Source organism: Bradyrhizobium sp. B117, assembly GCF_038969555.1.
GTDB lineage: Bacteria > Pseudomonadota > Alphaproteobacteria > Rhizobiales > Xanthobacteraceae > Bradyrhizobium.
Window position 1 is genome coordinate 8,333,264 of sequence record NZ_CP152414.1, and the last position, 26,074, is coordinate 8,359,337.

At 58.9% G+C, this 26,074-nt stretch carries 18 protein-coding genes and 5 pseudogenes; 10 read left to right on the forward strand and 13 right to left on the reverse strand.

The window, feature by feature from the left end; all coding sequences use genetic code 11:
* Nucleotides 1–381 precede the first annotated feature (381 nt).
* The 4 genes from AAFG16_RS39985 to AAFG16_RS40000 form a co-directional block, all read right to left on the reverse strand.
* A complete protein-coding gene (locus tag AAFG16_RS39985; RefSeq protein ID WP_342734239.1) occupies nucleotides 382–1,203 on the reverse strand; it encodes an ABC transporter permease in 822 nt (273 codons plus the stop codon).
* A gap of 5 nt (nucleotides 1,204–1,208) precedes the next feature.
* Nucleotides 1,209–2,459 carry an ABC transporter permease gene (locus AAFG16_RS39990; protein ID WP_342734241.1) on the reverse strand — a complete coding sequence of 417 codons (1,251 nt, stop codon included), beginning with the start codon at nucleotides 2,457–2,459 and terminating at the stop codon, nucleotides 1,209–1,211.
* Nucleotides 2,460–2,673: 214 nt separating this feature from the next.
* A complete protein-coding gene (locus AAFG16_RS39995; protein WP_342734243.1) occupies nucleotides 2,674–3,735 on the reverse strand; it encodes an ABC transporter substrate-binding protein in 1,062 nt (353 codons plus the stop codon).
* A gap of 67 nt (nucleotides 3,736–3,802) precedes the next feature.
* On the reverse strand, nucleotides 3,803–4,897 hold the full coding sequence (locus AAFG16_RS40000; RefSeq protein ID WP_342734245.1) for an ABC transporter ATP-binding protein: 1,095 nt from the start codon (nucleotides 4,895–4,897) through the stop codon (nucleotides 3,803–3,805).
* Between the two features lie 479 nt (nucleotides 4,898–5,376).
* Between AAFG16_RS40000 and AAFG16_RS40005 the strand changes: the two genes are divergently transcribed.
* The 3 genes and pseudogenes from AAFG16_RS40005 (at nucleotide 5,377) to AAFG16_RS40015 (ending at nucleotide 6,535) form a co-directional block, all read left to right on the forward strand.
* On the forward strand, nucleotides 5,377–5,565 hold the full coding sequence (locus AAFG16_RS40005; protein WP_342734247.1) for a hypothetical protein: 189 nt from the start codon (nucleotides 5,377–5,379) through the stop codon (nucleotides 5,563–5,565).
* A gap of 143 nt (nucleotides 5,566–5,708) precedes the next feature.
* A pseudogene (locus AAFG16_RS40010) lies at nucleotides 5,709–5,936 on the forward strand (IS630 family transposase); the annotation flags it as partial.
* 185 nt (nucleotides 5,937–6,121) lie between these two features.
* Entirely contained in the window at nucleotides 6,122–6,535 is a 414-nt protein-coding gene (locus AAFG16_RS40015) for a hypothetical protein (protein WP_342734249.1), read from the forward strand.
* 29 nt (nucleotides 6,536–6,564) lie between these two features.
* On the opposite strand, the gene AAFG16_RS40020 is transcribed toward AAFG16_RS40015, so the two are convergent.
* From AAFG16_RS40020 to AAFG16_RS40035, 4 genes and pseudogenes are all read right to left on the reverse strand, one after another.
* Nucleotides 6,565–7,296, reverse strand: coding sequence for a transposase DNA-binding-containing protein (locus AAFG16_RS40020; protein WP_342741050.1), 732 nt, complete (start codon nucleotides 7,294–7,296; stop codon nucleotides 6,565–6,567).
* Nucleotides 7,297–7,869: 573 nt separating this feature from the next.
* A pseudogene (locus AAFG16_RS40025) lies at nucleotides 7,870–9,433 on the reverse strand (IS66 family transposase).
* 50 nt (nucleotides 9,434–9,483) lie between these two features.
* Nucleotides 9,484–9,837 carry an IS66 family insertion sequence element accessory protein TnpB gene (gene tnpB, locus AAFG16_RS40030; protein WP_342734251.1) on the reverse strand — a complete coding sequence of 118 codons (354 nt, stop codon included), beginning with the start codon at nucleotides 9,835–9,837 and terminating at the stop codon, nucleotides 9,484–9,486.
* Entirely contained in the window at nucleotides 9,834–10,295 is a 462-nt protein-coding gene (locus AAFG16_RS40035) for a transposase (protein WP_342734253.1), read from the reverse strand. The genes tnpB (AAFG16_RS40030) and AAFG16_RS40035 overlap by 4 nt, the downstream gene beginning before the upstream one ends.
* Before the next feature lie 211 nt (nucleotides 10,296–10,506).
* Between AAFG16_RS40035 and tnpB (AAFG16_RS40040) the strand changes: the two genes are divergently transcribed.
* On the forward strand, nucleotides 10,507–10,788 hold the full coding sequence (gene tnpB, locus AAFG16_RS40040) for an IS66 family insertion sequence element accessory protein TnpB (RefSeq protein ID WP_342741051.1): 282 nt from the start codon (nucleotides 10,507–10,509) through the stop codon (nucleotides 10,786–10,788).
* Nucleotides 10,789–10,858: 70 nt separating this feature from the next.
* Nucleotides 10,859–11,333, forward strand: a pseudogene (locus AAFG16_RS40045) (IS66 family transposase); the annotation flags it as partial.
* 653 nt (nucleotides 11,334–11,986) lie between these two features.
* On the opposite strand, the pseudogene AAFG16_RS40050 reads toward AAFG16_RS40045, so the two are convergent.
* Nucleotides 11,987–13,141, reverse strand: a pseudogene (locus tag AAFG16_RS40050) (IS3 family transposase).
* Between the two features lie 1,576 nt (nucleotides 13,142–14,717).
* On the opposite strand from AAFG16_RS40050, the gene AAFG16_RS40055 reads away from it, so the two are divergent.
* Genes AAFG16_RS40055 through AAFG16_RS40075 form a run of 5 tightly spaced genes read left to right on the forward strand, consistent with a single transcriptional unit; the run spans nucleotide 14,718 to nucleotide 19,414 of the window.
* Nucleotides 14,718–15,119 (forward strand): SxtJ family membrane protein, encoded by a 402-nt coding sequence (locus AAFG16_RS40055; RefSeq protein WP_342734255.1) that lies wholly within the window; start codon nucleotides 14,718–14,720, stop codon nucleotides 15,117–15,119.
* A gap of 7 nt (nucleotides 15,120–15,126) precedes the next feature.
* Complete coding sequence (locus AAFG16_RS40060; RefSeq protein ID WP_342734257.1) at nucleotides 15,127–15,279, forward strand: DUF5989 family protein; 153 nt, start codon at nucleotides 15,127–15,129, stop codon at nucleotides 15,277–15,279.
* A gap of 3 nt (nucleotides 15,280–15,282) precedes the next feature.
* Nucleotides 15,283–17,118, forward strand: coding sequence for a carbamoyltransferase (locus AAFG16_RS40065; RefSeq protein WP_342734259.1), 1,836 nt, complete (start codon nucleotides 15,283–15,285; stop codon nucleotides 17,116–17,118).
* A gap of 54 nt (nucleotides 17,119–17,172) precedes the next feature.
* Entirely contained in the window at nucleotides 17,173–18,174 is a 1,002-nt protein-coding gene (locus AAFG16_RS40070; protein WP_342734261.1) for an SGNH/GDSL hydrolase family protein, read from the forward strand.
* A gap of 34 nt (nucleotides 18,175–18,208) precedes the next feature.
* Nucleotides 18,209–19,414 carry an SGNH/GDSL hydrolase family protein gene (locus tag AAFG16_RS40075; RefSeq protein ID WP_342734263.1) on the forward strand — a complete coding sequence of 402 codons (1,206 nt, stop codon included), beginning with the start codon at nucleotides 18,209–18,211 and terminating at the stop codon, nucleotides 19,412–19,414.
* 179 nt (nucleotides 19,415–19,593) lie between these two features.
* On the opposite strand, the gene AAFG16_RS40080 is transcribed toward AAFG16_RS40075, so the two are convergent.
* The 4 genes and pseudogenes from AAFG16_RS40080 to AAFG16_RS40095 form a co-directional block, all read right to left on the reverse strand.
* Nucleotides 19,594–20,696, reverse strand: a protein-coding gene (locus AAFG16_RS40080) for an IS3 family transposase (RefSeq protein WP_342734171.1) whose coding sequence is annotated in 2 segments (ribosomal slippage) — nucleotides 19,594–20,435 and nucleotides 20,435–20,696 — 1,104 coding nt in all. Because the reading frame shifts where the segments join, the coding sequence is not laid out codon by codon here.
* Between the two features lie 285 nt (nucleotides 20,697–20,981).
* The gene (gene atzF / locus AAFG16_RS40085; protein WP_342734265.1) at nucleotides 20,982–22,721 is read right to left on the reverse strand and encodes an allophanate hydrolase; all 1,740 of its coding nucleotides are present in this window, start codon (nucleotides 22,719–22,721) and stop codon (nucleotides 20,982–20,984) included.
* Between the two features lie 168 nt (nucleotides 22,722–22,889).
* Entirely contained in the window at nucleotides 22,890–23,885 is a 996-nt protein-coding gene (locus AAFG16_RS40090) for an alpha/beta hydrolase (RefSeq protein WP_342734267.1), read from the reverse strand.
* 824 nt (nucleotides 23,886–24,709) lie between these two features.
* Nucleotides 24,710–24,883, reverse strand: a pseudogene (locus AAFG16_RS40095) (3-keto-5-aminohexanoate cleavage protein); the annotation flags it as partial.
* Between the last annotated feature and the right edge of the window lie 1,191 nt (nucleotides 24,884–26,074).

Here is a 26,074-nt window from a genome sequence, read left to right on the forward strand (position 1 = left end):
CATAGTCTTCGAGGACGGCATCGACAGGAAGATTTGTCCCTAGCGAGAAGAACGTGTTGCTGTCGTTGAGTTGTCGTAGATCCCCCCCGCCTGCCAGAGTGCCTCGACATTGTCGAACAGGTGACGTTCGTACTCCGGCACGGCAATTTTTGCGCCGGTCTCCTGAACAATGGACGTTCCCCAGCACTGATCCCTGTGGTGATGGGTGTGTAGAACCCAGTCGACTCGCTCGATACCGATAGCGAAAGATGCTGCATAACAGCGCCGGATCCAGTATCGATCAGCAGGCAATCCGCGCCACTTTTCAGAACGTAGACGTTGCAAGTATCGCGAAACTCCCAAAGGTTTTCGGCGCGTCGGATCAGAGACATCTGATTTCCTTCAGATGCCGCGCAGGCGTTCGGAACGCCGCCGCAGCAGCTCGACGCTGGTCAGCATGGCGATGGAAAACAGAATCAGAACGGTGGCAGCGGCGATAATAGTCGGACTGATCTCCTCGCGGATCCCGGAGAACAGGACCTTCGGCAAAGTGCGCTGCGCTGGGCCAGCGACAAAAAGAGCGACCACCGTCTCATCGAAGGAAGTGAGGAAGGCGAAAAGCGACCCGGAGATCATGCCCGGAAGTATAAGCGGCAGGGTGACCTTGAGGAAGACTGTGATCGGCGGCGCACCCAGCCCAGCTGCTGCGCGGGCCAGTGTATGGTCGAAACCCATCAGGGTCGCCGTCACGGTGATCACGATAAAGGGCGTTGCCAGCGTGACGTGCGCCATGATGAGCCCGGCATAGGTGTTGAGCAGCCCGACCTCGGCATAGAAGAAATACACCCCGACCGCAGTGATTACGATAGGAACGACGAGGGGAGAAATCAGTACGCCCATGACAGCCGCGCGCCAGGGGAAGTTCGGGCGGCTTAGTCCGAGCGCCGCTAGCGTGCCCAGAACCGTTGACAGCAGAGTGACAGATACGGCGACGAAGATCGAGTTATGCAGCGCGCCCTGCCAACGGTCGGTGAAGAAGAACTCCTCGTACCAGCGCAGCGACAGCCCCGCCATCGGATAGGTGAAAAATGGCACGGAGTTGAATGAGAGCGGGACGATGATTAGGATCGGCGCGATGAGAAAGAGCAGCACCGCCCCGCAGATGCACCGGTGCAGGTAGTACCAGCCCTTCTCCATCGGAGACGCATAGACGCAAGCGGCCATCATGCTTATCCCATCTTGATCCGGTCGACGCCGACCAGTTTGTTGAAGACATAGTAGAGCAGTAGCGTTGTGGTAAGAAGGATAGCGCCAAGGGCCGAAGCCATACCCCAGTTGAGCTCCTCGTTCGTGTAGTGCGCGACAAAATAGCTGATCATTTGGTCGGCAGGCCCTCCAACAAGCGCGGGGGTGATGTAGTAGCCGAGGCATAGAATGAAGGTCAGAAGGCAGCCGGCCGCGATGCCCGGCAGGGTTTGCGGGAAGTAGACCTTCCAGAAGGCGTAGAAGGGCCCAGCGCCGAGCGACCGGGCGGCGCGGACAAGACTCGGCGAAATCGGCTTCATCACACCGTAGATCGGCAGCAGCGTGAAGGGTAGCTGGATATGAGTCATTACTACAATGGCCCCGACTCGGTTGAAGATGAGCTCGGCCGGATGCGATATGATATGTAGCCCCATCATCGCTTCGTTGATGACACCGTGCTGCTGCAGGAGCACAACCCAGGCGGTCGTGCGCACCAGTACCGAGGTCCAGAGCGGCAGCACCACCATGATCATCAGCGGATTGCTGATCCTGGGTGGCAGTGTCGCAAGGAGATAGGCCACCGGGAAGCCGAGCAGCAGGGTCGCGGCGGTCACGCCGATGCTGATACCAATCGTGCGCAGGAAGATGTCGCGGAAGATCGCGTTCTCGGGCGGCGAAGAGACGATCTGACTGTCGGGGCCATACTGGTAATCGACTGAACGCAGCAGGTAGAGGGCCGTATAGGATGAACGTCCGCGCTCCAGCAGACTCCAAACGTCGTGCTGACCCCAAAGCGGATTGATCCCGATCAGGCCCGCTTTGTAGGGGCCGGCGGAAAGGGTGCTCGCCTTGCGGGCGCTCCACATCACCTGACTGCTGGCGCCGGGCAGCTCATAGTTGATCCGCTTGCCGATTGCACCCGCGGTCTTGTGGGCCCATGCCTGTTTGAGGTCTCCGACGAGAGCGGCATAGACGCTCTCGTCAGGCAGGTTCTTGCCGTCCCAACGGCTTAGCGCTGCCATGGTTTGTGGCATCAGCGCCGGCAGCGTATCGTCATGAATCGCGTTGAGCATCATCCGGCCGATCGGCAGGACAAAGGCCAGTAGGATCAACAGCAAGAGCGGCAGGACGAGGATAAACGCGCTCAGCCTGCGCCGGCGCTCGACGCGCTGCAGCTTGATCCGGAGCGGAGTGCTGTCAGTACTGTCGACGATTCGTACGGCCAATGTCGCCATCGACATCCCTCCTTCACTTAGCCCATTAAAGCCGGCGAGGAGAAAGAACTCCGTTCGCGGCGACTACTGCTTTTACTTGTTTGTGCACAAACAGCAGACTGACGCCTGCCGTAACGAGACAAGTGTGCAATTTCATCGCGGATGATGACCTCAGTCATGCTCACGCGCGACGGCTAGACGGTGGAAGCCGAACCGCCCATTCCCAGTTATGTTCTTACTTCGCGAGCCACGCAGTAAAGCGCTGGGTGAGCTCGTCTCTTCTTTCGCTCCAGAAGGCGGCATCGCTAAACAGTGTATTGCCCATGTTCTCCGGCGCGGTCGGAAGATTGGCAAGACTCGCCGGATTGACCAGCGCCATCGCCTCCTTGTTGGTGGGCCCGTAAGAGATATAGTTTGGTAAATTGGCCTGCACCTGGGGTGAGCTGGCGAAATCGAGAAACTTGTAGGCGTTCTCTCGATGCGCACTGCCCTTGGGAATAATCCAGACAGTCCTGCTGAACGCCTGGGCATCCCACACGATCGCGAAGTGCTTGCCAGAGTTCTTGTTAGCATCGGCGATGCGGCCGTTATATGATGAGGTCATGACGACCTGACCGTCGGCCAGGAGTTGCGGAGGCTGGGCGCCAGCCACCCACCAGACAACATCCTTCTTGATTGTGTCGAGCTTCTCAAAGGCGCGGTCGACGCCCTGGGATGTCCTGAGGACCTTGTAGACGTCGTTGATTGCCACGCCGTCGGCGATCAGCGCCCATTCGAGATTGTCCCAAGGCCTTTTTGCCAGTCCGCGCTTGCCGGGGAATTTCCTTGTGTCGAACAGGTCGGCGATGATCTTCGGACCGTTCGCCAGCTTGTCCTTGTCAAACGCAATAATCGTGGAACCGGAGAAGGTCGGCACCCCGCAATCCGGTGCGTTGCCCCCTATGAACTTGTCTCGACCGATACTCAGCTTTCTCCAGTCGATCGTCTCAATGATATCCTCGGCGCACATTGACAGCGCGCTCTGCTCGCCGATCTCGACGACGTCCCAGCTCACAGTGCCGGATTGGACCATGGCGCGGATCTTCGCGATCTCGCCGTTGTACTCATCTTCGGAGAACGTGATTCCGGTGACCTTCGAAAAGGGCTCGTAAATGGTCTTGCGTGCGGCCGCCTGTGCAGCGCCGCCATAGGAGACGATCGTCAGATCGGCCGCGAAGGCCGGTTTCGTCGGAACAAGCATGGCCGCTGCCAGGCCGGTGATGGTCAGCGCGCTGGCGATGATCAATGACTTTCTCATTGTATGCTCCTGATATGCCGCCCCAGCATGGAAGCGGCGTTGCTGCAGAGTTGGTCCGCTGTGATCGTTACGGCGCGTCGAGCGCTCGACAATCCTCCGTTTTCCAGCCGATAGTGATGGCCGCGCCGGGCTCAACCTGCGTCACCCCTTCCGAATTCGGCAGCTTGATCACAAAATCATCGTGGCCGCAGACCGAGATACGGGCACGCACGTGGTCGCCTAGATAGATCACGTCCGCGACCCGCGCGCTGAAGACATTGGGCAGCGAGCCCGGCATCGGATTTAGCTTCACTCGCTCCGGTCGCAACGACAATTCGGTAAGCCGACCGACCGCCTCAACGTTGATTGCCAGCGCCTGCACGCTGCCCGCACCCGCTATCTCCACCTTGCAGGTCGCGCCATTCATCGCCACGACCTTGCCGTGCATCCGGTTGTTCTCGCCGATGAACTGAGCGACGAAGGCGTTCTGCGGTCGCTCGTACAGATCGGCGGGCGCGGCGAGCTGCTGAATGACGCCGTCATTGAACACCGCTATACGGTCCGACATGGTCAGCGCCTCGCTCTGATCATGCGTCACATAGATTACGGTGACGCCGAGATCCTCGTGGATACGTTTGATTTCGAGCTGCATCTGCTCTCGCAGATGCTTATCGAGCGCGCCGAGCGGCTCGTCCATAAGCACGAGCTTTGGATCGAAAACGAGGGCACGGGCAAGCGCGATACGCTGCTGCTGGCCTCCAGATAACTGAGCGGGCCGGCGCTTGCCGTAGGAGCCCAGCCGGACCATGTCGAGCGCCCTCCTAATCTTGGCCTCGATCTCGGTCTTGCTGAACTTGCGGACCTTGAGCGGGAAAGCGAGGTTCTCCTCCACAGTCATATGCGGAAACAGAGCGTAGCTCTGAAACACCATGCCGATGTCGCGCTTGTGCGGGGGCATGTTCCCAATCGAGCGCCCCTCCAGGCGGATTGAGCCGTGGGTAGGAACCTCGAAACCCGCAAGCATCATTAGGGTTGTCGTTTTTCCGGAGCCCGAGGGCCCCAGCATCGTCAGAAACTCACCTCTGGCGATGTCCAAGTCGAGATTCTTAACGACCACCGTTTCGCCGTCGTATGTTTTCTGAACGCCTAAAAATTTTACAAAGGCATCGTTCGTGCCCGGCATGCCCCTATTCCCTCCCGAGCGCCCTGGCGCCCACGCAGTGCCCGTTGCAGCTTTCCTGCATGCACTATCGAGATCCACGCTCAAATGCTTGCGTGGCCTCTCCGGTTCTCCAAATGACTATTCCCCACCTGCGGTTTGACTCCGCGCCCTCCAGGACCGCCAGAAGTCACTTGTTGTTGACAGGAAATTAACAGCTGACTGAGCCGATTTTCATCAATTTGGCGCTTGGACAGGTGAAATTCTGCGCAGGTCAGTCGCGCTACGGCGAAGGCCGATCATCATTGCGAATTGGCCCGCGGCGGTGAGGCAGTTTGTGAATTCTGTAGGGGTGCAGGTGTCGGTGATGCGTTCGCTCACACCAAGCCACTGCCGGTCCCACGTTCGGCTGGAGCGGGTCTCGATCAGATTGAATCGTTTGGGATTCCCAAATCAGGCTGGTTCTGATTCAAGCTGTCCGCCGGCGAAGGAGGCCGGTGGGCATGCCGATATCCAATTCGGCCGATCTTTGTAATCGCGTAGTCGCCGCTGTTGATGGCGGTATGTCGCGTCGAGCGGCGGCGCACTTTCGCGTGGGCGCGTCGAGCGCGATCCGCTGGGTGACGCAGGCGCGAAAGACGGGCAAGGTAACGGCGAAGCCGCAAGGGGGATCGGCGTTCGCGGGCGATTGAAGCTCAGGCCAACCGTATCCTCGCGCTGATTGCGGCCAATCCTGACAGCACACTGGAGGAACTGAAGGCGGTGCTCGCCACCGCTGGATTGTCTTCAGCGTCTCCGCCTTGTCGCGCTTCTTCCAGCGCCGGAAGATCACGCTCAAAAAAAGACCGCGCACGCTGCCGAGCAGGAACGGCCGGACGTCGTGAAGAAGCGGGAGGATTGGGCCGGCGGCCAGCTCGCCTTCGACCCCGAAGGCTCATCTTCATCGACGACCAATATGGCGCGTACCCGTGGGCGCACGCCTCTCGGCGAGCGGCTACGCGCTTCCATCCCGCACGGCCATTGGAAGACGACGACCTTTGTCGCCGGCCTGCGACTGTCGGGCAGTATTCCTCCGGCGGCGCTTTCAATTACCCACATCGTCGACGAGTTCTGATTGAGAGGCCGAAGGCGATGTCGTTGAGGCGTGTTAGGCCTCGCCACACCACCATGTTTGCTGGCGGCGGATCGTGGTTGCGCGCGAGGTAGCCGCCCAGCATGGCAATCTGGAGCAAGTAGGTAGTGAGGGTCTTGCGCAAGATGCGCGGCTTGGACCGCGCCGCGTTGATGGCATCGAGCGTCGCGATTTCGGTTGAGGTGAGGACTCGTCTTCGGCGCAGTGTCGGGCTTCACTCGTGCGGACATGGTGAGGAAGAAGATGCGCCAGCTGACCATCGCGATGAGGGCGAGGAACTTGGTCAGCCGCTCGGCGGTCTCAAGCCTCGTTTCTTCGGCGCGGCAGCCAGACTTCATTACCTTGTGAAACACCTCTGCTTTCCAGCGCAAGGCGTACCATTCGAGCTTCTCGATGGCCATGGTGAAATCTCCGACCGGCAGATTGGTCACCAGCTTCCCGTCGATCGGAGGACGGCCCGCAGGCGGGTCGATCTCAAGGGCGTGAATGTAGGTGGGAAGCTGAGGACTGTATCGCTTCTGCTTGCCTAACGGCGGCAAGGTTTGTATTGCGGCGAACTTCACGTGCACGCACGCCGTCTCATCCTGTCCGATCGCGACGTAATGGCGTCCCGCCCAAGGCGTGGCCGAGAGCTGGGCGAAGACCCGATGAGCTCCATCCCGTGGCTCTGCGTCGGCGGGCGCGCTGGCCAATCGGTTGGTCTGCACTCGCAAGAGAAAGCGCGTGCCGAGATCCTGCGCCAGGCAAAAGAGCTCGTAGATGTCGCTGTCGCGGTCGGCCACATGCACGCAGCGTTCCGGCGTGCCCACGAGCGCCATCGACTGGCGCAGGTTCTCCAGCCAGCGATAGCTTTCCTTCGTCTCGATCGTACCCGCGTGGGGTTCACATGCCGCTTGAGCGTCCAGGTCCCCTTGAACTTCGTGCGTGTCCAGAACTTCGCTGGCGTCAGCCCGAGCGGCGTGCCGCCGAGGGTTACGGCCAGGCTGGAATGCATTAGCACTCCGCACAAAGTCACCACGTTGGGCTGACCCGCCTTGTAGCGTCCGGCGTTGATGGTCTTGGTGAAGCCGATCTTACCCGACTGCGCACGGCTGTAGATGAACTCGGTGGTATCCTGCAGAATGAGGATCGGTCCTTCGCTCGCCGCGCAGCGCATGGCGGTCGCGGCAAAATGGCCGGCCAGCATCCCATGCTCGGTAACGCGCTGATTATCGAAGAAGCTATAGGCCGCCTTCGTCGCCGCCCAGTCGCCGCACGCGGCCGGGACCGGTTGGCCAGGTGCCGTCGACATCTGATCAAGCAGGCGGCCAAATCGGCGCGCCAATCGCTTGTCCGGCAGCCCTGCCGAACGACTTCGTCGTCATGCCAGCCTGCAGCACCGGCTCCCGTGTCTCCGCTCATCTGTGACGCCTCCGCGAATCGGCGTCACAAACAGAATCACAGGCGATTCAACCGATGCAAATCCTACGCACGAGATGTGGGTAATCGAAAGCCGGCGGCGACCGGCTTGCGTAGTTTGAGATGCGGCCCGAGGATTTGACCTTAAGTCTAGCTTTTAAGGTCACGTGGCGAATGCAGGTCAATGTGTTGGGCGCCGAGCCTCGTCGGCGATGGAGTTACGACGAGAAGGTTTGCCTTGTCGAAGAGACGTTGCAGGCTGGCGAGACAGTCTGCGGGGTGGCGCGCCGGCACGGGGTGGCTCACAGCCTGCTGTTCACATGGCGTCGGCAGGCACGCCAGGGCGACTGGGCGGTGATGTGGTGCCAGCTCTCGTTCCTGTCGAGATCACACCGGTGGCGGCTCCGATCTCGAGCGACACGCCACGACTGGCGCCTCACCGCCGCGCAGCGCGCAAGGGCCGGAATCATCGAGATCGAGCTTGGCGATGGCTGTCGTGTTCGCGTTGACCCCAGTGCCAGGCGAGCAGCTCGTGCAGTTGATGGCTCTTGGTTCGCCCGGAGACGATGCGCTCCAGCGCGTCGGTCAGATAGGCCTGCGGATCGAGCTCATGGAGCTTTGCGGTGTTCACGAGACGCCAGGATGGCCCAGCTCTCGGCGCCGCCTTCGCTGCCGCTGAACAAGGAGTTGCGTCTTCCCATGGCAATCGGGCGCATGGAACGCTCGACTGTGTTGGAGTCGACCTCGACGCGGCCGTCGCGGAGAAACAGCGTCAGTCCGTCCCAGTGATTGAGCGCATAGTTGATCGCCTCTGTCAGCTTCGATTGGGAGAACAGCTGGCCGACCATCTCGGTCAGTCGCTCATTGAGCGCCGCCATCAACGTTGCGCTCCTGGTGCGGCGGGCGGCCAGCCGCTGCTCCGCACTACTGCCGCGGATCTCCGCCTCGATGGCATAGACCGACTGCAGGCGTTCGATCACCTCACGCGCGAATGGCGACTGCATCGTCTTGTAGACCTCGACGAATTTGCGTCGGGCATGGGCGAGACAAAAGGCGAGCTGGATCGCGCCGCCATGACGGCGGGCCAGCGCCTTGTAGGCAGCATAACCGTCCACCTGCAGAATGCCGGAAAAGTCCGTCAATTGTCCGGCGATCTGCTCCGTGCCGCGGCCGGCCGCGAACACGTAGGCAACCGCCGGCGGCGAGGGCCCGCCCCATGGCCGGTCATCCATGGCATGTGCCCAGAACTGGCAGATGCGAGTGCGATGTCGTCCGGGATCGAGCACCGGCATCGGGGTCTCGTCGCAGAACACGCGCGGCGCGGCCTGGATTGTGCGCAGCTGGAGCTCATAGAGGCTCTTGAGCCACCAGGCCGCACGCTTGACCCAGCCGGCAAGCGTCGACCGGTCAAGATGGACGCCCTGGCCGGCCAGGATCTGAATCTGCCGGTACAGCGGCAAATACCAGGCGAACTTCGAGACCACCACGTGGGTCACGAGGGCCGTCGACGCCATGCCGCCTTCAATCAGGCGCGGCAGCACTTTCGCCTGGACCACGCTATCAGTGCAGCCGCGGCAGCCGTATTTGGGACGGATCGTGCGCAGCACGCGCAGGATCGCCGGGATCACGTCCAACACCTCGCTGACGTCCTCGCCGATCTTGTGAAGCTGGCCCTGGCAGCACGGGCAGGCCGTCACCTCCGGCTCCAGGAACTGCTCACAGCGCGGCAGATGCTTGGGCAGCGCGCCGATGTTGCGGCGCGCCTTCTTGCGTGGCTTATCAGACGGCTTCGCCGCAGGCGCATCGTCGTTGGCAGCCGCAGGCGGGGTGGCGCCGGTCTCAAGATCGTCAAGATCAAGCGCGAGTCGCTCGGCCACGAGCGCGGCAAGCCGCTCCGAGCGCTTCCCGAAGATCAGCTCCTTGAGCGTCTGCATCGCAACACGCAGCTTCTCGTTCTCGGCGTCGAGCGCGAGCACCATCTCGGTTAGAGCGGCTGGATCAGTCGGGAGAACGTCCGGGCGAATCGCCATGAACGGACCATACATCCGCGCGCCACAGGCTCCAGCGAAATCCTCTTCTCTCAGCCGACAACGGCCGGCTGCTTCAGAGGCTTGGGTGAGACGCGCGTCCACTCAAGTCCGTCGAGCAGCATCGCGAGCTGCGTCGCAGTCAGATGCACCACGCGGTCGCGGATCGGCGGCCAGGTGAAACGCCCTTGGTGCAGCCACTTGGTCATCAGCACCATGCCGCTGCCGTCCCACGCCAGAAGCTTCACTCTGTCCATGCGTTTGCTGCGGAACACGAAGACGTCGCCGCAGTACGGGTTCGCGCGCAGCGCTTCACTCACTAGCGCCGACAGCGTGTGCACCGACTCGCGGAAATCGACCGGCCGTGCCGCCAGCACCACCTTGAGGTCGGACCGCAGCGCAATCAACGGATGTCCCGAAGCGCCGACAGCACCGTCGAAAGCGTCGCCAGCTCCACGCCTGACTCGGCCCGGATGCGCGCCCCACTCACCTCGATCTCGATCACCCCGCAGGCCTTGGTCGGCGGCGCGGCGATCTCCAAGGGCCTCGCCTGTGCCGACGAAATACACCCGGGCTCGCCAGCCGCCCCGCCGCCACTCTCGGCACCAATTTGGATCGGCACGAAGCTCGGCGCCTTGCCGGCCACCGCCGCCGCAACCTGGCGTCGCCACACCGTGAGCAGCCCGCGGGAAACGCCATTGCGCCGCGCCACCTCGGAGATGTTCGGACCTTCCTCAAAGCTCTCCGCTGCGATCCGGGCCTTCTCCTCGCCCGTCCACCGCCTCCGTCGGCGCTCCCCAGTGATGACCTCGACGCGACGATAGGAATCGCCTTCCTGCCTGGCATCAAGCATGGCATTTGCCATCGTTCCACCTCCAACGTACCGCTCATGCCAGGCTGTATCGCGCGCAAGCCGAGGGATGGCTAGGTGGGGGCGTCACGCCGGTTACCGTTGACCAGGACGTCGACGGCGAGGCGCTGCAGCGGGTTCTTGAGCTCCTGCGACGACAATGATCCCGGTCCCGAGCGGCGTCAGGGTCTGGATCGCGACTGGCCACACCGACATGCGTCGGGGCATGCAAAGCTTGGCGCTTGCGGTTCAGGAAAGCTTGAAGCGCGATCCCCATGCCGGCGATCTCTATATCTTCCGGAGCCGCCGCGGCGATCTGGTCAAGATTCTCTGGCATGACTGGTTGGGCATGTCGCTCTATGCCAAGCGCCTGGATCGCGGCAAGTTCATCTGGCCCGCGGCGTCGGACGGCGCGGTGTCGATCTTGGCAGCGCAAATGGCTTACATGCTCGAGGGCATCGACTGGCGGAATCCCCAACTGAGCTGGCGGCCGCAGAGCGCGGGCTGATCCAGGAAAATCTCCTAGTTGCCGGCATTTGGGGAGTCCCAACGCATTCAATCTGTGATTCACGCGTCCCATGGATGCGGATCGCGACGCTGTTCCGGATGATGTTGCCGCCCTAAAAGCGGCGCTCGCGGTCGAGCGCGCGAAGGGTTGGAGATCGCCGCCGAGCTCGCGGTCGCCCATGCGAAAGCGTCGGAAGACGAGGCACTGATTGCGCAGCAGAAGTTGCAGACCGCCAAGCTGAAGCATCAGATCTATGGGCAACGGTCGGAACGTTCGGCGCGGCTGATTGAGCAGTTGGCGATGACGTTAGAGGAGCTGCAAGCCGACGCCACCGAGGACGAGTTGGCGGCGGAACAGGCTGTGGCCAAGACGACGACGGTGCGCGGATTTACCCGCAAGCGCGCCGAGCGCCTGATTTTCCCCGAGCACCTCCCCGGGAGCAGGTGGTGATCGATGGTCCGACGGCTTGCGAATGCTGCGGCAGCAATCGCCTGCTCAAGCTCGGCGAGGACGTGACGCGCACGCGGGAAGTGGTGCCGCGCCAGTGCACGAAGACGTCGCCGCAATACGGGTTCGCGCGCAGTGCTTTCCTCACCAGCACCGACAGCGTGTATACCGACTTGCGAAAGTCGACCGGCTGTACCGCCAGAACCACTTTGAGATCAGATCCCAGTGCAATCACCGGATACTCCGAAGCTGGGCAGTACCGTCGAAAGCGTTGCCAGTTCCACACGCGGCTCGATCCCGATGCGTGCCCCACTCAGCTCGATCGAGATGTTTACATCTTCCTCAAAGCTCTCTCCTCCACGATCCGGGTCTTCTCCTCGCCGGTCCAGCGTCGCCGCAGACGTTCTTCGGTGGTCCCGCGACGCAACGACAGGAACCACCTTCCTGGCATCAAGCTGGCATCAAGCATGGCATTTGCCATCGTTCCCACCTCCACCTCATGCCGGCTGTATCGCGCGTTAGCAGAGGGATAGCTGGGTGGGGGCCTTAGGCCGATTATTCAAGGTCTGAGTAACTCGGCCCGGATTACTCGTAATTTTCTAGGCTGCAGTCTCGATAATCTCACAATTCGTGTATCAGACACTAAGGATTCTGATCACATAAGTTCCTGACGAGAAATCGTACGCGCATTGAGGTGGTCCCGGTTGTCTGAACAGCGATTCCGCGTCGATAAGTGGAGCTTCCGCCAAAATTAAGCTGCCGCGCGGAACGGCAGCGGCTTGAAGTAAGCTTGATCCGGGGTGCCGCCGTCAAGGCTCGAGTGAGGACGCCGGCCATTGTAAAAGCCGAGGTATCGGCCGATCGAGGCGCGGGCGTCGGACACGGTGTCGTAGGCGCGCAGATAGACCTCCTCATATTTGACGCTGCGCCACAGCCGCTCGACGAACACGTTGTCGCGCCAGGCGCCCCGGCCGTCCATGCTGATGGCGATGCCGTGACTGGCGAGCACGCCGGTGAACGCCGCGCCGGTGAACTGCGAGCCTGGTCGGTGTTGAAGATGTCCGGCTTGCCGTGGCGAGCGAGAGCATCCTCCGGCGTCTCGACGCAGAATGCGGCTTCCATCGTGATCGAGATGCGCCACGACAGCACCCGACGGGTCGCCCAGTCGAGGACAACAGCCAGGTACACGAAGCCCCGCGCCATCGGGATATAGGTGATGTCCATCGCCCAGACCTGGTTCGGGCGCGTGATCTCCATGCCGCGCAGCAGATATGGATAGATCTTGTGTCCAGGCTCGGGCTTGGTGGTGCGCGGCCGGCGGTAGAGCGCCTCTATCCCCATCCGCCGCATCAGCGTTTTGACATGCCGGCGGCCATTCTTGCTGCCCCCGGCAGCCAGCAGGTCTCGCAACATTCGCGAACCGGCGAAAGGAAACTCCAGATGCAGCCGGTCGAGCCGTTGCATGATTGCGAGGTCGGCGGGCGGCACGGGACGGGGTAGATAATAGCACTGCCACGGCTGATCTTCAAAACTTCCGCCTGCCTGGTGATCGGCAGATTGTGCTCACGATCGATCATCGCTTTGCGCTCAGCAGGCCGGCTTTGCTGAGCGCGCCTTCTAAAAAACTGAGCGGGCGCTGCGCGCCCCCTGTGGGATATAAACGGGTCCCCGATCTTGGCGTGCAGCGCTTTCACGTCCACCGCGGGCTCGCCATTCGGCTGCCTCCGCCAGCACCGAACACATCGGCCGCCGCTTCCTGAAGCTGGGCCTTCCACTGCGTGATCTGGTTCGGGTGCACGTCGAAATGCTCGGCCAGCTGGGCCAGCGTCATCTCGCCCTTGATCGCGGCTAACGCCACCTTCGCCTTGAATGCCGGTGCGTGGTGCCGTCGGGTTCGTCTGCTCATCGTCTCTCCTGATTCGCGGGGTCAATCTTGCCCGCCGTCAGGCAGAAACTCCACTTATCGCCCTGTCCAGAATTCCGGAGCCAGCTCTCATTCTCTGACAATCGAGCACTATCCCTTAAATGTGACCATGTGCGACGATCGACATATCCACGCCTTGTTGACTCTTGCTTGCCGATTCCGGCACTCCGCGACCTGAGTACAACTAGATGCAGCTCAGTCTTACAGAACTACATCGTGCTCCTTCATAGTCGCGACACCCGGCGCAAAGTCTCAAGGTTCTCGTCCGTGTTGTGCAACAAATCGTCTGGCCTGGGAGGCAACATGGCAACGAGGCGTCATTTGCGCCAAGTGTTCAGGCGCGGTTGAAGCGTTCGATCACGCTGTGTTGACCTTCGATTTTCAAGCTCGGCCACGGAGCCCATTTGATCAACTCGCGCTCTTGATGGCCTGATCTTTATTTCGACTGAAGGCTCGCGGCATTCGCCGGTTCCGTCGCGCCACTCACGTGGTGGGGGTGGATAGAGCGGAGAATCCTTCTAGCAAAGATCTAGTTGGTCAGATCACGATAGTGTTTGGCATCGACGTCGCGTTCAGATGGGGCACGACGCGACGGACGCCGCAGCACTCGGCCTTCAGCCGCGGGTTGAGCGAGACCTCGATTCTCGATCCTTGGCTATCCGGTCCATTTGCCTTGGCGGTTACCAGCAAACGCAGACGTTGTTGATCCGCGTGATGTCCGGTTAGCAACAGCGCTCTGCGGCTATGTCGATTTTACAACAACGCTCTGATAGGCCGTTCGCGCGCACTGCCTGCTTTCAGACGCACCCATCCACTGGCGCAGCACTGGCACGATCATTGCTAGCCCTTCCGAGTGCCGTCAACCGCAACAAGGAGCGCTGAGGGGAGCATGAGTGTCGCCACACCTCACACCGCCGCGGAAATCTGGGGCTGCGCCAAGCAACTTGTCCGCAATAAGCTGCTTATCGAGCAAAGGCTAACGGTCTACCTGGAGAAGACCACGAAGAGGTGCGCTTATCATCTCCGCTTCAGTCTTATGCACGGTAACGAGCTAGGCGGCAGGCCTCAGTTCATCCGTTGCTGGGACGCTGGGCAGCGTGGCCTCTCGAAAACGCTCGCAGCGGTCTTCAGAACTCTGCCTTGTGCGGATGCATTCATGCCAACGAGAGTTTTCGTGCAGGACGTTCTGCTAACCGGATTTCGGCATTCTCTGCTTTTTGTGACATTCACAGTTAAGCGATTGGTCAGGACATGGTTTCGGGATCGATCAATTGAATTGGCGCTCCGTCGAGTCTCCCGTCAACTTAATCTATATTCTGGGGTGGCGCCGTTTGGCGGCCGGTCGATGATCTCGCACGGCATCTACCTGTCCGTGCCACAGCGATTCTGCAGCCACCCATTCCAGGCAGGTTCTACTTTAAACGGAACAGTTGCCATGCCAGCCGTCCTTGGAATGATGTTTTTCGGCTTCTGGCTAAGATCTCCATGGTGGCGCGGTGGCGGAGTATGTTTCGCGCGGCCATTCTTTTGAGTCGCTATACATAGCACGGAGGACAGCATGAGGGTTCCGACTAAGCTGCCGACCGATCGACGCTTCGGCTTCACATTCTGCGTCGTATTTCTTGCGTCGGGCGCATACGCGGCCTTCAAGGGACACGGCGCTGCCGCTTACGCGTTGCTCTTTTCGATCAGTGTCGCATTCGGCGGCGTGGCATTGACCGTTCCGCGAATTCTCGCGCCGCTCAACCTACTCTGGTTCTTCTTCGGCGAGTTGCTTGGACGGATAGTCAGCCCGTTGATCTTGGGCATCATTTATTTCTGGCTTCTAGTACCGATCGCCCTCGTCGCTCGCTTGCTCGGGCGCGATGAGCTTCATTTGAAGCGACGACCGGTCGCAAGTTACTGGATTAGTCGTAACCTGCCAGGTCCGACAGGTCAGTCCTTCACACACCAGTTCTGAGGCGCATATGTATCTCTTCATCAAAGAACTCTGGGCTTTCTTGCGCGTTCGCAAAAAGATGTGGCTCGCCCCTCCAATTTTTCTCATGGTTGTCATAGCCGCTCTGCTAATTCTGGCACAAGGCTCTGTCATCGCGCCGTTCGTTTACACGCTGTTTTGACCAATGAACATCCTGGGTGTCTCAGCCTACTACCATGACTCTGCCGCTTGTCTCGTCTCAGACGGCGAACTGGTTGCTGCAGCGCAGGAAGAGCGCTTTACGCGGAAAAAGCACGATCCAGCCTTTCCTGCCTGTGCGGCCCGTTACTGCCTCCAAGCCGGAGGACTATGTCCAGTCGACGTCGACTATGTAGTCTTCTACGACAAACCCTTTAGGAAATTCGAGCGGATATTTGAAACCTATCTAACTTTCGCGCCAAAGGGATTTAAGAGCTTCGCAACGTCGATGCCGGTTTGGCTAAAGGACAAGCTGTTTCAAAGAACGCTAATTACGGGGGCGCTGAACGAGCACGTTGGGGGTGACATTGATTGGTCGACTCGACTCCGCTTTTCAGAGCACCATCTCAGTCACGCCGCGTCGGCGTTCTTCCCGTCGCCATTTCACGAAGCTGCAGTGCTAACGATGGATGGCGTCGGAGAGTGGACGACAACCTCTCTTGCGATCGGCAAGGGAACGGAACTATCGGTCCACAGGGAGATTCACTTTCCGCACTCGCTTGGCTTGTTGTACTCAGCATTCACTTACTACCTTGGTTTCAAGGTGAACTCCGGTGAGTACAAGGTAATGGGCTTGGCGCCTTACGGCGAGCCTAAGTATGTGAATCTGATAAAGGAGCACCTGATCGACATCAAGCCGGACGGGTCATTCCACCTCGACATGAGCTTCTTTAACTACTGTACTGGACTAACGATGACCAATAGTCGCTTCGAGAGGCTATTTGGTGGTCCGGCCAGACGCCCGGAGAGTAAGTTGACACAGAGGGAGATGGATCTAGCGGCCTCCATTCAGGCCATTACCGAGGAAATCGTCCTAAAGCTTGCAAAAGAAATCCGGGCCACAACCGGGCAGAGAAATCTCTGCCTCGCAGGAGGAGTGGCACTTAATTGTGTTGCGAACGGAAAGCTCTTGCGGGAAACACTCTTCGACAACATCTGGATTCAGCCGGCCGCCGGCGACGCGGGGGGCGCAGTGGGCGCCGCATTCGCAGCCTACCATCTCATGCTTGAAAAGCCCAGGAGCATTCATTCGGGCGACAGCATGAACGGCGCGTATCTCGGACCAGAATTCAGTCAGCGCGAAATCGAAGAGAGGCTGGGAAACTCCGGTGCGGTATTTACAACCGAATCCGATGAGGCACTGATTACCAATGTCGCACATGCGCTCGTCGAGGGTAAGGCGGTTGGGTGGATGCAGGGTCGGATGGAATTCGGCCCGCGAGCGCTCGGCGGACGCTCCATCATTGCGGACCCCCGCTCACCGACTGTTCAGAAACAACTTAATCTCAAGGTGAAGTATCGCGAGTCCTTCCGTCCATTTGCGCCGAGTGTTCTGCGAGAGGACTTGTCACAATGGTTTCAGCTTGATTCCGACAGCCCCTACATGCTCCTCGTGGCCGACGTGATGGGCACGAAGCAGTTGCCGATGTCAGAAAAGCAAAAGCAACTCTTCGGCATCGATAAGTTGAACATCGTGCGCTCGGAAATTCCAGCCGTCACACACGTGGACTACTCCGCGCGCGTGCAGACTGTGCACAAGACGACCAACCCGCGCTTTCACAGGTTGATATCTAAGTTCAAGGAGCTCACCGGGTGCCCCGTGCTCGTGAATACCTCGTTCAACGTGCGAGGGGAACCGATCGTTTGCACCCCAGAGGACGCGTTCCGCTGTTTCATGGGAACGGAAATTGAATTGCTTGTGGTCGGCGATTCGCTCCTGCGGAAGGAAGACCAGAGCGGAGTCTTAATGAGGGACTATCGTAGTTCCTATGAACTCGATTAGGGCGTCAAACTGTGCGCTCGGCAACCATCGTGATTTCGAGGGAATGAATCCCACATGGATGTAAAAACCAAAAGTACGATCTTCGGAATACTTTCAGTAGCTACTAGCCTGATCATGGCTGCAGGCGCACTGGAACTCTACGTGCGCTTGATGGAAACAGACGGCACCAATTTTGATATCGAAATGTGGCGATACGCAAAAGAGCTGAAAGAGGTCAGTGGAATACCCGGCGCAGGGCACGAACACATCCCTGGAAAGAGTGGGGTTTACATGGGGGTACCAGTGACAATCAACTCAGCAGGTTGGCGCGATCGCGAGCATTCCTTAGAAAAAGGTAATAGCACTATTCGAATCATGATGCTGGGTGACTCTTTAACGTTTGGATGGGGCGCACGACCGGAAGACGTCACGTCGTACCAATTGGAAGGACTGCTGAACGCGAACGAAAACAAGTTCGAGGTTATAAATACAGGGATTGGAAATGCTAACACAGCAATGGAAGCTACGTATTTCATGAAAAAGGCCTACGTATATGAGCCCGACATCGTCGTATTGAATTATTTTATCAATGACGCAGAACCGACACCGCGAAGGACAAGGAATGTTTTGTTAGAGCACTTTTATTCAGCAGCATTCATCGCGGGCCGTTTTGATGTCGTTATGCGAACATACTTCGGCAAGGCTGATTGGCAGCAGTATTACCGCGGTCTCTACCAAGAGAATCAACCCGGCTGGTTGGTCGCGCAGAGTGCTCTGAAGGAGCTCGCGAACTATTGTAACACTCGAAACATCAAGCTCATTGTAATTAACTATCCAGAACTACACGAGCTGTCCCCCTATCCGTTTCAAGATGTAACGAGTCTTGTTGCCTCCAAAGCGAACGCTCTCGGTATCCCATTTCTGGACCTTCTTCCCTCCGTTGAGAATCAAGCTCCAAATTCACTCTGGGTCACCAAAACAGACGCCCACCCAAATGGTAGGGCGGCGCGACTCTATGCGGACGCAATTAGGAAGTTCCTATTGACCCAATTCACGAAGACTTTCGATCGTCGATAAATTCAAAGGAAGCGCCCGTTAGCGGAAAGCCCCCATGGAAGCAAATGATCCGCTACTGAGAACATCCGCAGCGAGGAAAAAAGCTTTTCGCCTGGTTGCCCTATTGAAGGAAATATGGGCAACCTTTGGTGTTGCTCTTCTATTAATGACGCTTCTGGAAGTATTGCTGACCTCTCACTACGAGAGAGCTGACAAAAAAGAAATTCAAAGTGCCATTAATGCTGCAGCCAATTCTGGCGTATATGCAAATGCCGACCTAGCGGAAGGGTATTTCAAAGAACTCATCGATGCTACAGATTGGCCGTTGCCGTGGGCTTCATATACGCAATCACGCGAAGCAGACTATACGGGTGAATTTATTAATGTAAACGAAGGCACCAGAAGAACGTGGAATTCCGAGGCAATCAACGAGAGTAAGAGTACCAAACTAAAGATCTTCTTCTTCGGCGGGTCCACTGTGTGGGGGTTTGGATCTAGGGACGACTTCACCATTCCCTCTCATGTTGCCAAAAAGTTAGCCGAAAATGGGATCGACGCTGAAGTCACAAATTATGGAGTCTTTGCGGACGTAGCTACTCAAAGCTTGATTCGCCTCATTCTCGAATTAAGAAAGCGAAATGCTCCAGATTTGGTGGTCTTTTACGGTGGATTGAATGAGGCCGCCTCCGCATGCTATGAGGGAAAACCGGGCGTTCCGTATGATAGCTCAACCCTCGAAAGAATATCTTCTGAGTACAAGGCAAAAACGCGTATAGATATAAAGCTAGAGCGCTTGGCGCTGATAAGACTGCTCACCGGCAAAAAACAGCACGTAGGGTGCTCGAAGATATTAGACGAGCTGTCCGACGGAGTTCTGGATGTCTATCTAGGGAATGTTTGGATTATAGAGGCTATTTCAAGGAGTTTATCCTTTAAGACATTATTCTACCTTGAGCCCCAGTTGTCCGATAAAACACACAGGACGAAATATGAAGAGGATCAGCTTCTAAAATCAGAGAAACGGATTCCCGGAAAAAATGATCTTTACTCTCTGATGAGAAGCAAGTTGGTCAAAAGAGAATATGTGAGCTTGGGGCAAAACATGATTCATGACTTGCGTGCTGTCTTTTCCGATGTTGCAAGCCCGATTTATGTGGACGGCGTGCATTACGGCGATGATGGAAATGAGCGGATATCTCAGAAAATTGCAGCCGACATATTGGCGCTATACGCCTCCTCGAAACGAACAACAGCTCGCTGAGTAGCGAAAGTTGAAGTCGATGCGCACCGACACTAGGAGGTCTGTTGACCTTGTGACCTGCGACTGAAGCGGCGGTTCGCAGCGAGGCCGAACTTTGGACCACCCAGAACTAGAGTTTTGCGCTCTTTTGCAGCGAGACCGAACTTTGGACCACCCAGAACTAGAGTTTTGCGCTCTTATCACGTTGGCGGGCTGGTGGCGCCGGCGTGATTTTGCAGCAAAATCGGCGGCCGATTGCCGATGGCTCCATGGGGCCGCTCCTCGTTGTAGTATCTGCGCCAAGTCTCCACCTTTTCCCGGGCGTCCGCAAGCGACAGAAACCAATGGGCATTGAGGCATTCGGCCCGGAAGCGGCCATTGAACGCTTCGATAAAAGCATTGTCGGTCGGTTTGCCCGGGCGTGAGAAGTCCAGCGTGACGCCGCGCTGGTAGGCCCAGAGGTCGACGTCGCGCGACACGAACTCGCTGCCTTGGTCGACGCGGATCGTCGCCGGGAAGCCCACTTCGTTGCAAACCCTTTCCAGCACCTCCACGACATCGGTGCCGCGGAAAGTGTGCCGCGGCTCCAAGGCGGGCGAGAAGCGGGAGAAGATATCGATAATCGTGAGCACCCGGAGCTTGCCACCAGTTGCCAACTGGTCATGAACAAAGTCCATCGCCCAGGTCTCGTTGGCGCGCGTCGCTGGCCTGCGGTCATCGCGCAGCTTAGCCTTGACCCTCCGTTTCGGCGATTTATTGCGCAGTTGCAGGCCCAATTCGCGATAGATGCGACGGGTCTTGTTCTGCCCATGACCCCATCCCTCGCGGCGGAGCAGGACGTGGACGCGGCGATAGCCGTAGCGAACGCGAACATGGCAGATCTCCTTGATCCGAGCTTCGAGAGCGGCCTGGCCGGAGCGACGAGATTTGTAGTGGTAGGTCGATCGATCGAACTCGAGGGCCTCACAAGCCTTGCGGATCGAGACCTGCCACTCACCACAAACCTCATCGACGAGCTTGCGCTTCCGACCAGGCTTCATAGCTTTCGGCGGATCACGTCCTGCAACATCTCCTTGTCGAGCGACAGATCGGCCACCAGCTTCTTCAGCTTGGCGTTCTCGTCCTCGAGCTGCTTCAGCCGGCGCATCTCGGTCGGCAGCAGACCGTCATACTTCTTCTTCCAATTGAAGTAGGTCGCCTGGCTGATCCCGGCCTTGCGGCAGATCTCCGCCACCGCGCCCCCGTCGCTGCCCTGCTTGAGAATGAACGCCTTCTGGGCGTCCGAAAACTTCGAGGCCTTCATCGTCGTCGCTCCTCCCAGCCGAGGGATTTACGCCGCGAAAACTCTAGCCAAAACTGGTCCAGTTTGCCGGCCTCAGATCAATCGACGTCGAACTGGGAGCCGCGATCGGGCAAAACTTTATGGATAATTGGAAGCTCACCTTGCCGCTTACGCTTTAGAGAGCGAGCGTCGTTGAGCTCGGGCTCCGTGCCCCGGACGTGCATAAGCACGGGCCGCCGAGTCCCGAGTCGGAGGCGCGCCACTTCGCGCTGCGCTGGGTCCGGGCAAAAGAGCCTTTATGAAGCCTCAGCGTCCGCCATGAAGGCCCGCCAACCGCCATAGGCGGTGATGTCGTGGGCCCCACCAAGCACTTCTGGCTCGACGATGAAACCCTTCACGCCGCGGCTGTCCGCCAGCTTGACAGTGCCGATTGACAACGGCGGCGGGATGGCATTGACGAACTTGCCGAAGGCCGACGCGGACAGCGACCAGATCTCGAGCTCGATCGCGGCCCCCTTGCCCGCTTCGATGCGCAGCATGCCGGGCTTCGGCGGCTTGGTGTCGAGCGCGTAGAGCTTGTAGTCTGGCGCGGTCCTGGTTGCCTCGATGAGGCGCCCATTCAGCGCCTTCAACTCCGCGTTTGACCGCCATACCCGACAGATGCGCGCCGACCACAGCGATCGGAATCTCATTGCCGCCGCTTGCCGGCAGCGACGCAAGTAGCGGTTGGGCAACACTCCTCGCGCCAACGCTGAGTTTCGTATCGGCATGGAACGCGCGCCCGATGCTTGCGAGCATCGCGTCCCGGCCGGCAGACGCGAGCAAGGTAATGCCGAACGGCACGCCGTCGGGCCGCATCGCAGCCGGCAATGCAAGGCCGCAGAGGTCAAGCAAATTGACGAAATTGGTGTAGGTGCCGAGCCGACTGTTGAGTTCGATCGGATCGGCGAGCACCTCCGCGGTCGAATAGACCGTGGGCGCGGTGGGCAGCACCACCGCGTCCATATTGGCAAAGGTGAGCTCGGCGATCTTGCGCAGGCCTTGCAGGCGGTAGAGCGCGGAAAAGGTTTCGGCGGCACTGAGCCGCGCGCCGGCGGCGGCGATCTCTCGCGTCACCGGATGGATCGAATCCGGCGCGGAAGCGAGCAGGTTGCGGATCACGAGATAGCGCTCGGCGATCCACGGGCCCTCATAGAGCAGCCGTGCGGTCTCATAAAACGGCTCGAGATCGAACTCGACGAGCATCGCGCCAAGCGCGGTCCAGCGCCTCAGCGCCTCGCCGTAAGCTGCTTCCGATTTCCTATCGCCGAAGAAGATCAGTTGTCCGTTGCGCGGCACGCCCAGGCGAAGATTTGCAGGGAACGGCGTGATCGCACCAAGCGGCCGATCGCGCGAGAACGGATCGGACTGGTCCGGCCCCGCCATCACCGCAAGCGCAAGCGCAGCATCGTCGACCGTGAGCGCGAATACCGAGATGCAGTCGAGGGTGCGGCAGGCCGGCACGAGGCCTGTGGTCGAGATCATACCGAAGCTCGGCTTCAGCCCGACGATATTGTTGAGCATTGCCGGCACACGGCCGGATCCTGCGGTGTCGGTGCCGAGCGACAGCGGTACGAGGCCCGCGCCGACCGCCGTCGCCGACCCCGCACTCGAGCCGCCCGGAATGAGATCCTCCCGGATCGAATTTCTGGGAATGCCGTAGGGCGAGCGCACGCCGACGAGGCCGGTCGCGAACTGGTCGAGGTTGGTCTTGCCGATGATGACGGCGCCGGCCTCCCGCAGGCGCTTCACTGCGGTGGAATCACGCGTTCGGCTATAGGAGAAGGCCGGGCAGGCAGCGGTGGTCGGAAAGCCCAGCGCGTCGATATTGTCTTTGACCGCGACCGGCACGCCGTAAAGGGCCAGGCTGGCGGTATCCACGCGCGCGGCGAGTTTTTCGGCTTGCGCGACCGCATCCTTCTCATCGCACAGGCTGATGAAGACTGCGGGATCGCCATGGTCGCGGATGCGCTGATAGCTGCGCGCGATCGTCTGCGCAGGCGTCATTGTGCCCGCGCGGTGAGCGGCAAGAATCGCGCCTACCGTCTCAGGCTGGTCAGCCCCCATGGCAACAAAAGCTCCGGCGACGAATATTCACAGACACTACCAGCTGAGGTTGACATTTATAAAACTCCGAAGATGGATGAAGCTGTCGCTCGCCTGCGCTGTGCGACTTTATTTCGCTTCAAGATACCTGAGCATGAACTCCCGCATGGTGTTGTAAGCGTCCTCGATCTGCGCCGGATCGCCGCCGTCAAAGCAATGTTCCCCCTTGTCGATCGGTCTCAGAATATAGGGCACACCGTGCCGCTTGAATTGTTCGGCCATTTTCAGAGACTCTTCGAAGGGAACGTCCGTATCCTGCGTACCGTGAATCATCAAAGTTGGTGGATACTCGCGTGTGACATTCTGGACGGGCTCGTAGGGCGCTATGTCTCTACCAATTGATTCAGGGCTGAATCCACTCACTTCTTGAGGCCACAATCCGGTCTGGCGATAGTACATATAAATTTTCCCGCTGTCCCCTTTCCGAAAGCTAACATCCGAAATGACGCTTCCATCCGTTTGTTGCATCGCATCCTCCCTGGTAACTTTCTGCATGTTGTATTTGGGATACGGGTTTGGCTTGGTGTACCAATCGGCATTCAATTCACCGTAGCCGTACAGCGCAATGAGGGCCTTGGGTTTTGGGTTCACATGATAACCCGCAAGCAAGGTTAGGTACCCTCCCGCAGAATCCCCAACGACGACCATTCGATTGGTATTGAGATGAAAGCATTTGGCGCCTTCGCCACCCAACCAGGCAAACGCTGCTTCAATATCGCTGACGATAGCGGGAAGTTTTGTTTCCGGTGCGAGACGATAATCGATGGAAACAAGGGCATAACCATTTTCCTCTGCCAAGGAGAGCACTCGCGCTTGGACGTGGTATTCAGTCGTCAGTTGCCGGTTTCCCCTAATTAAGGCGCCCCCATGAATGTAAACGACCACGGGGCATACATTATTGCCTTTCGGCCGGTAAACATCGGCAAGAATCTCATGGCCGCCGACCTTCCGGTAAACCGCGGTCGTTTTTTTCGGGCGCGCCTGCGCCGGCGCCAACTCAGGGAGGCTAGAGCCGAACGTTGATGGCGCACTTGAAATCCCGTTTTGTTGGAAACTATGGGGCACGAGATGGTCTCCAAGTTGGATGATCACGCGGTGAGAAAAGGCTTGCTCGAAGCCAAGTTAATTCTGGCAGGCGATAGAGCGGTGATTTCTCGGCCGCTGCAACATGTCTAAGGTGATTTTCTCGCACTTCTAGCTTGCTCATCGAAACGTAATTGCTTCCCTTCGGCATCGACTACTCTCAGAAGGCCGTGGGGAAGGAGCGGACATCACGGATTAGACCGTTGCAAGGACAGGACTACGATAAGTGTGTCGACCCGGAAATTGAGACGAGGGCTTCACAAACAGGTCCCTGCGACGCACCGTCGATCAGAATCTCGGCGGTCATGAGCCTTCGCCGCGGATCGACCTGAGATGGCGCAGTTGCCTCAAGTGTTATCTCGCCTTGCTTTCCAGGCTGAAGCGTTACGCTCTCCGTCGTTCCATGCGTGATCCAACCTAATGCTGGCAGAAGGCGAGCGCTGTAGACGGCCGCGCGCTCCAAGTTGTTGTGGATCTTAATCGTGTAGACGACCTGGCTATTCGGAAGAGCTTCTGAAAGGTATGGCAGCATTCGCGCCCAGAATAGATCGATGAAACATTTGCGGGTTCACCCACGACATCGCGAAAGACTGCTTCCTTACGCTCGATGTAGTCCGCGTACTCGGCGATCCGCGACTGATTCATCATGATCAGCTCTCCGTATCCTGGGCATATGAGATCGGGCTTCGTCGCCCGGATCACGTTCGCGCAGCGGCGATGCATCTCCAACTGAAAGCTGTTGCGAATGACCGTGGTCTGGACAGCGATATCGCGCGAAATCCCTCTGGCCTCAGGATCAGCGCCGGATCCCGCGAGCCGCGCCGAGTCTCGGGATCACGCACGTGGATGTGCACCACCGCGGCCCCCGCCCGTGCCGCTTCGATCGCCGAGTCCGCGATCTGCTCCGGGGTCACCGGTACATGCGGAGTGCGCGGATCCCCCCCTGTGACCGCACAGGTGATGAACACCTTAGAAATCATTCTCAACTTCTCCACGCCAGACCAGCGACAATTTTCATTTAGAAGATGGTATCGGGCCGCGGGATCTGAATTTAGCTAATATAGCCTCTCGGGAAGCAGAAATTCTGCTTCTGATCGTCAGCCCATGAAGCTTTTATCGTTCAACTTTGGCTCTGGCGCGAGTATGCCACTATTACGCTCGGCTATGCATTCGTAAGGTTTCTCTTGAGCACGTTCTCGACTTCATGAATCTGGCACACAGCAGGCCGTGAAAAAGACGCAACCCCAAGGCAGTTGTGATTGACTGGACTGGGAAGCGACGGGTTGCTGAGCTACGACGAAGGGACGGCCGTTCTATTCATTTCAGTCGCATGTTCGCAAGAGCCATCTGCGTGCGCAACGGGACACACTAGCCACGTTCGCCGGCGAACTTACGAGTGCGTCATTGCAGCTGGGCGCTGCCGAAACTTTCGCCGGCGATGCTTCTGCAGGTTTTTATCCCATACATGAAGTGGACCCTGAGAATCGGACCGGTGACTAATTGCGTATTGGTCGTTCCGTCGCAACAGACGGAGCGGAGCATGACGTAGAGGACGAGACGGACGATTGACGCGGCGCTGAAGGCGAAGATCGCGCTGGAGGCGATGCGGGAGCTTGCCACGGTGGCCGATCTGTCCCAGCGTGATCAGGTGCATCCCGACCAGATTTAGGCTTGGAAGAAGCAGCTACTGGAGCAGGCGGCGCGGGCGTTCGAGACCGGCAGTGGCGACGGCGCAGCCGGGCACAAGCGCTAGGTCAAGAAGCTGCACGCCAAGATCGGGCAGTTGATTGTCGAACGAGATTTTTTGGCGAAGAGGTCCGCAAGACGAGCGCTCTGGACCGGCGTACGCCCATTGACCGCGACAACTGCGGCCTGCCGGTCCGGCGACGACAGTGCCAGCTGGGTGGCATCGCGGGATCGAGCGTCTATCGACCGTCGCCGCCAACAATGACGACAATCCAGCGCTGATGCGGCGGATTGACGAGTTGTTCACAGCCTGACCGTTCCTCGGCTCGCGGCGGATGACCGCAATGCTGCGAGCGCGTTCACCGACTTCGGAATCAGACTCGTTTTTGTTAGCAGGCGTGTGCGTGTAACCACAAGCTTGAGCTCATCCTGCTCGGGACGCAGGAAGCGCGAGGCGCCGAAAGGGTTTCAACATGGTGTGCGAG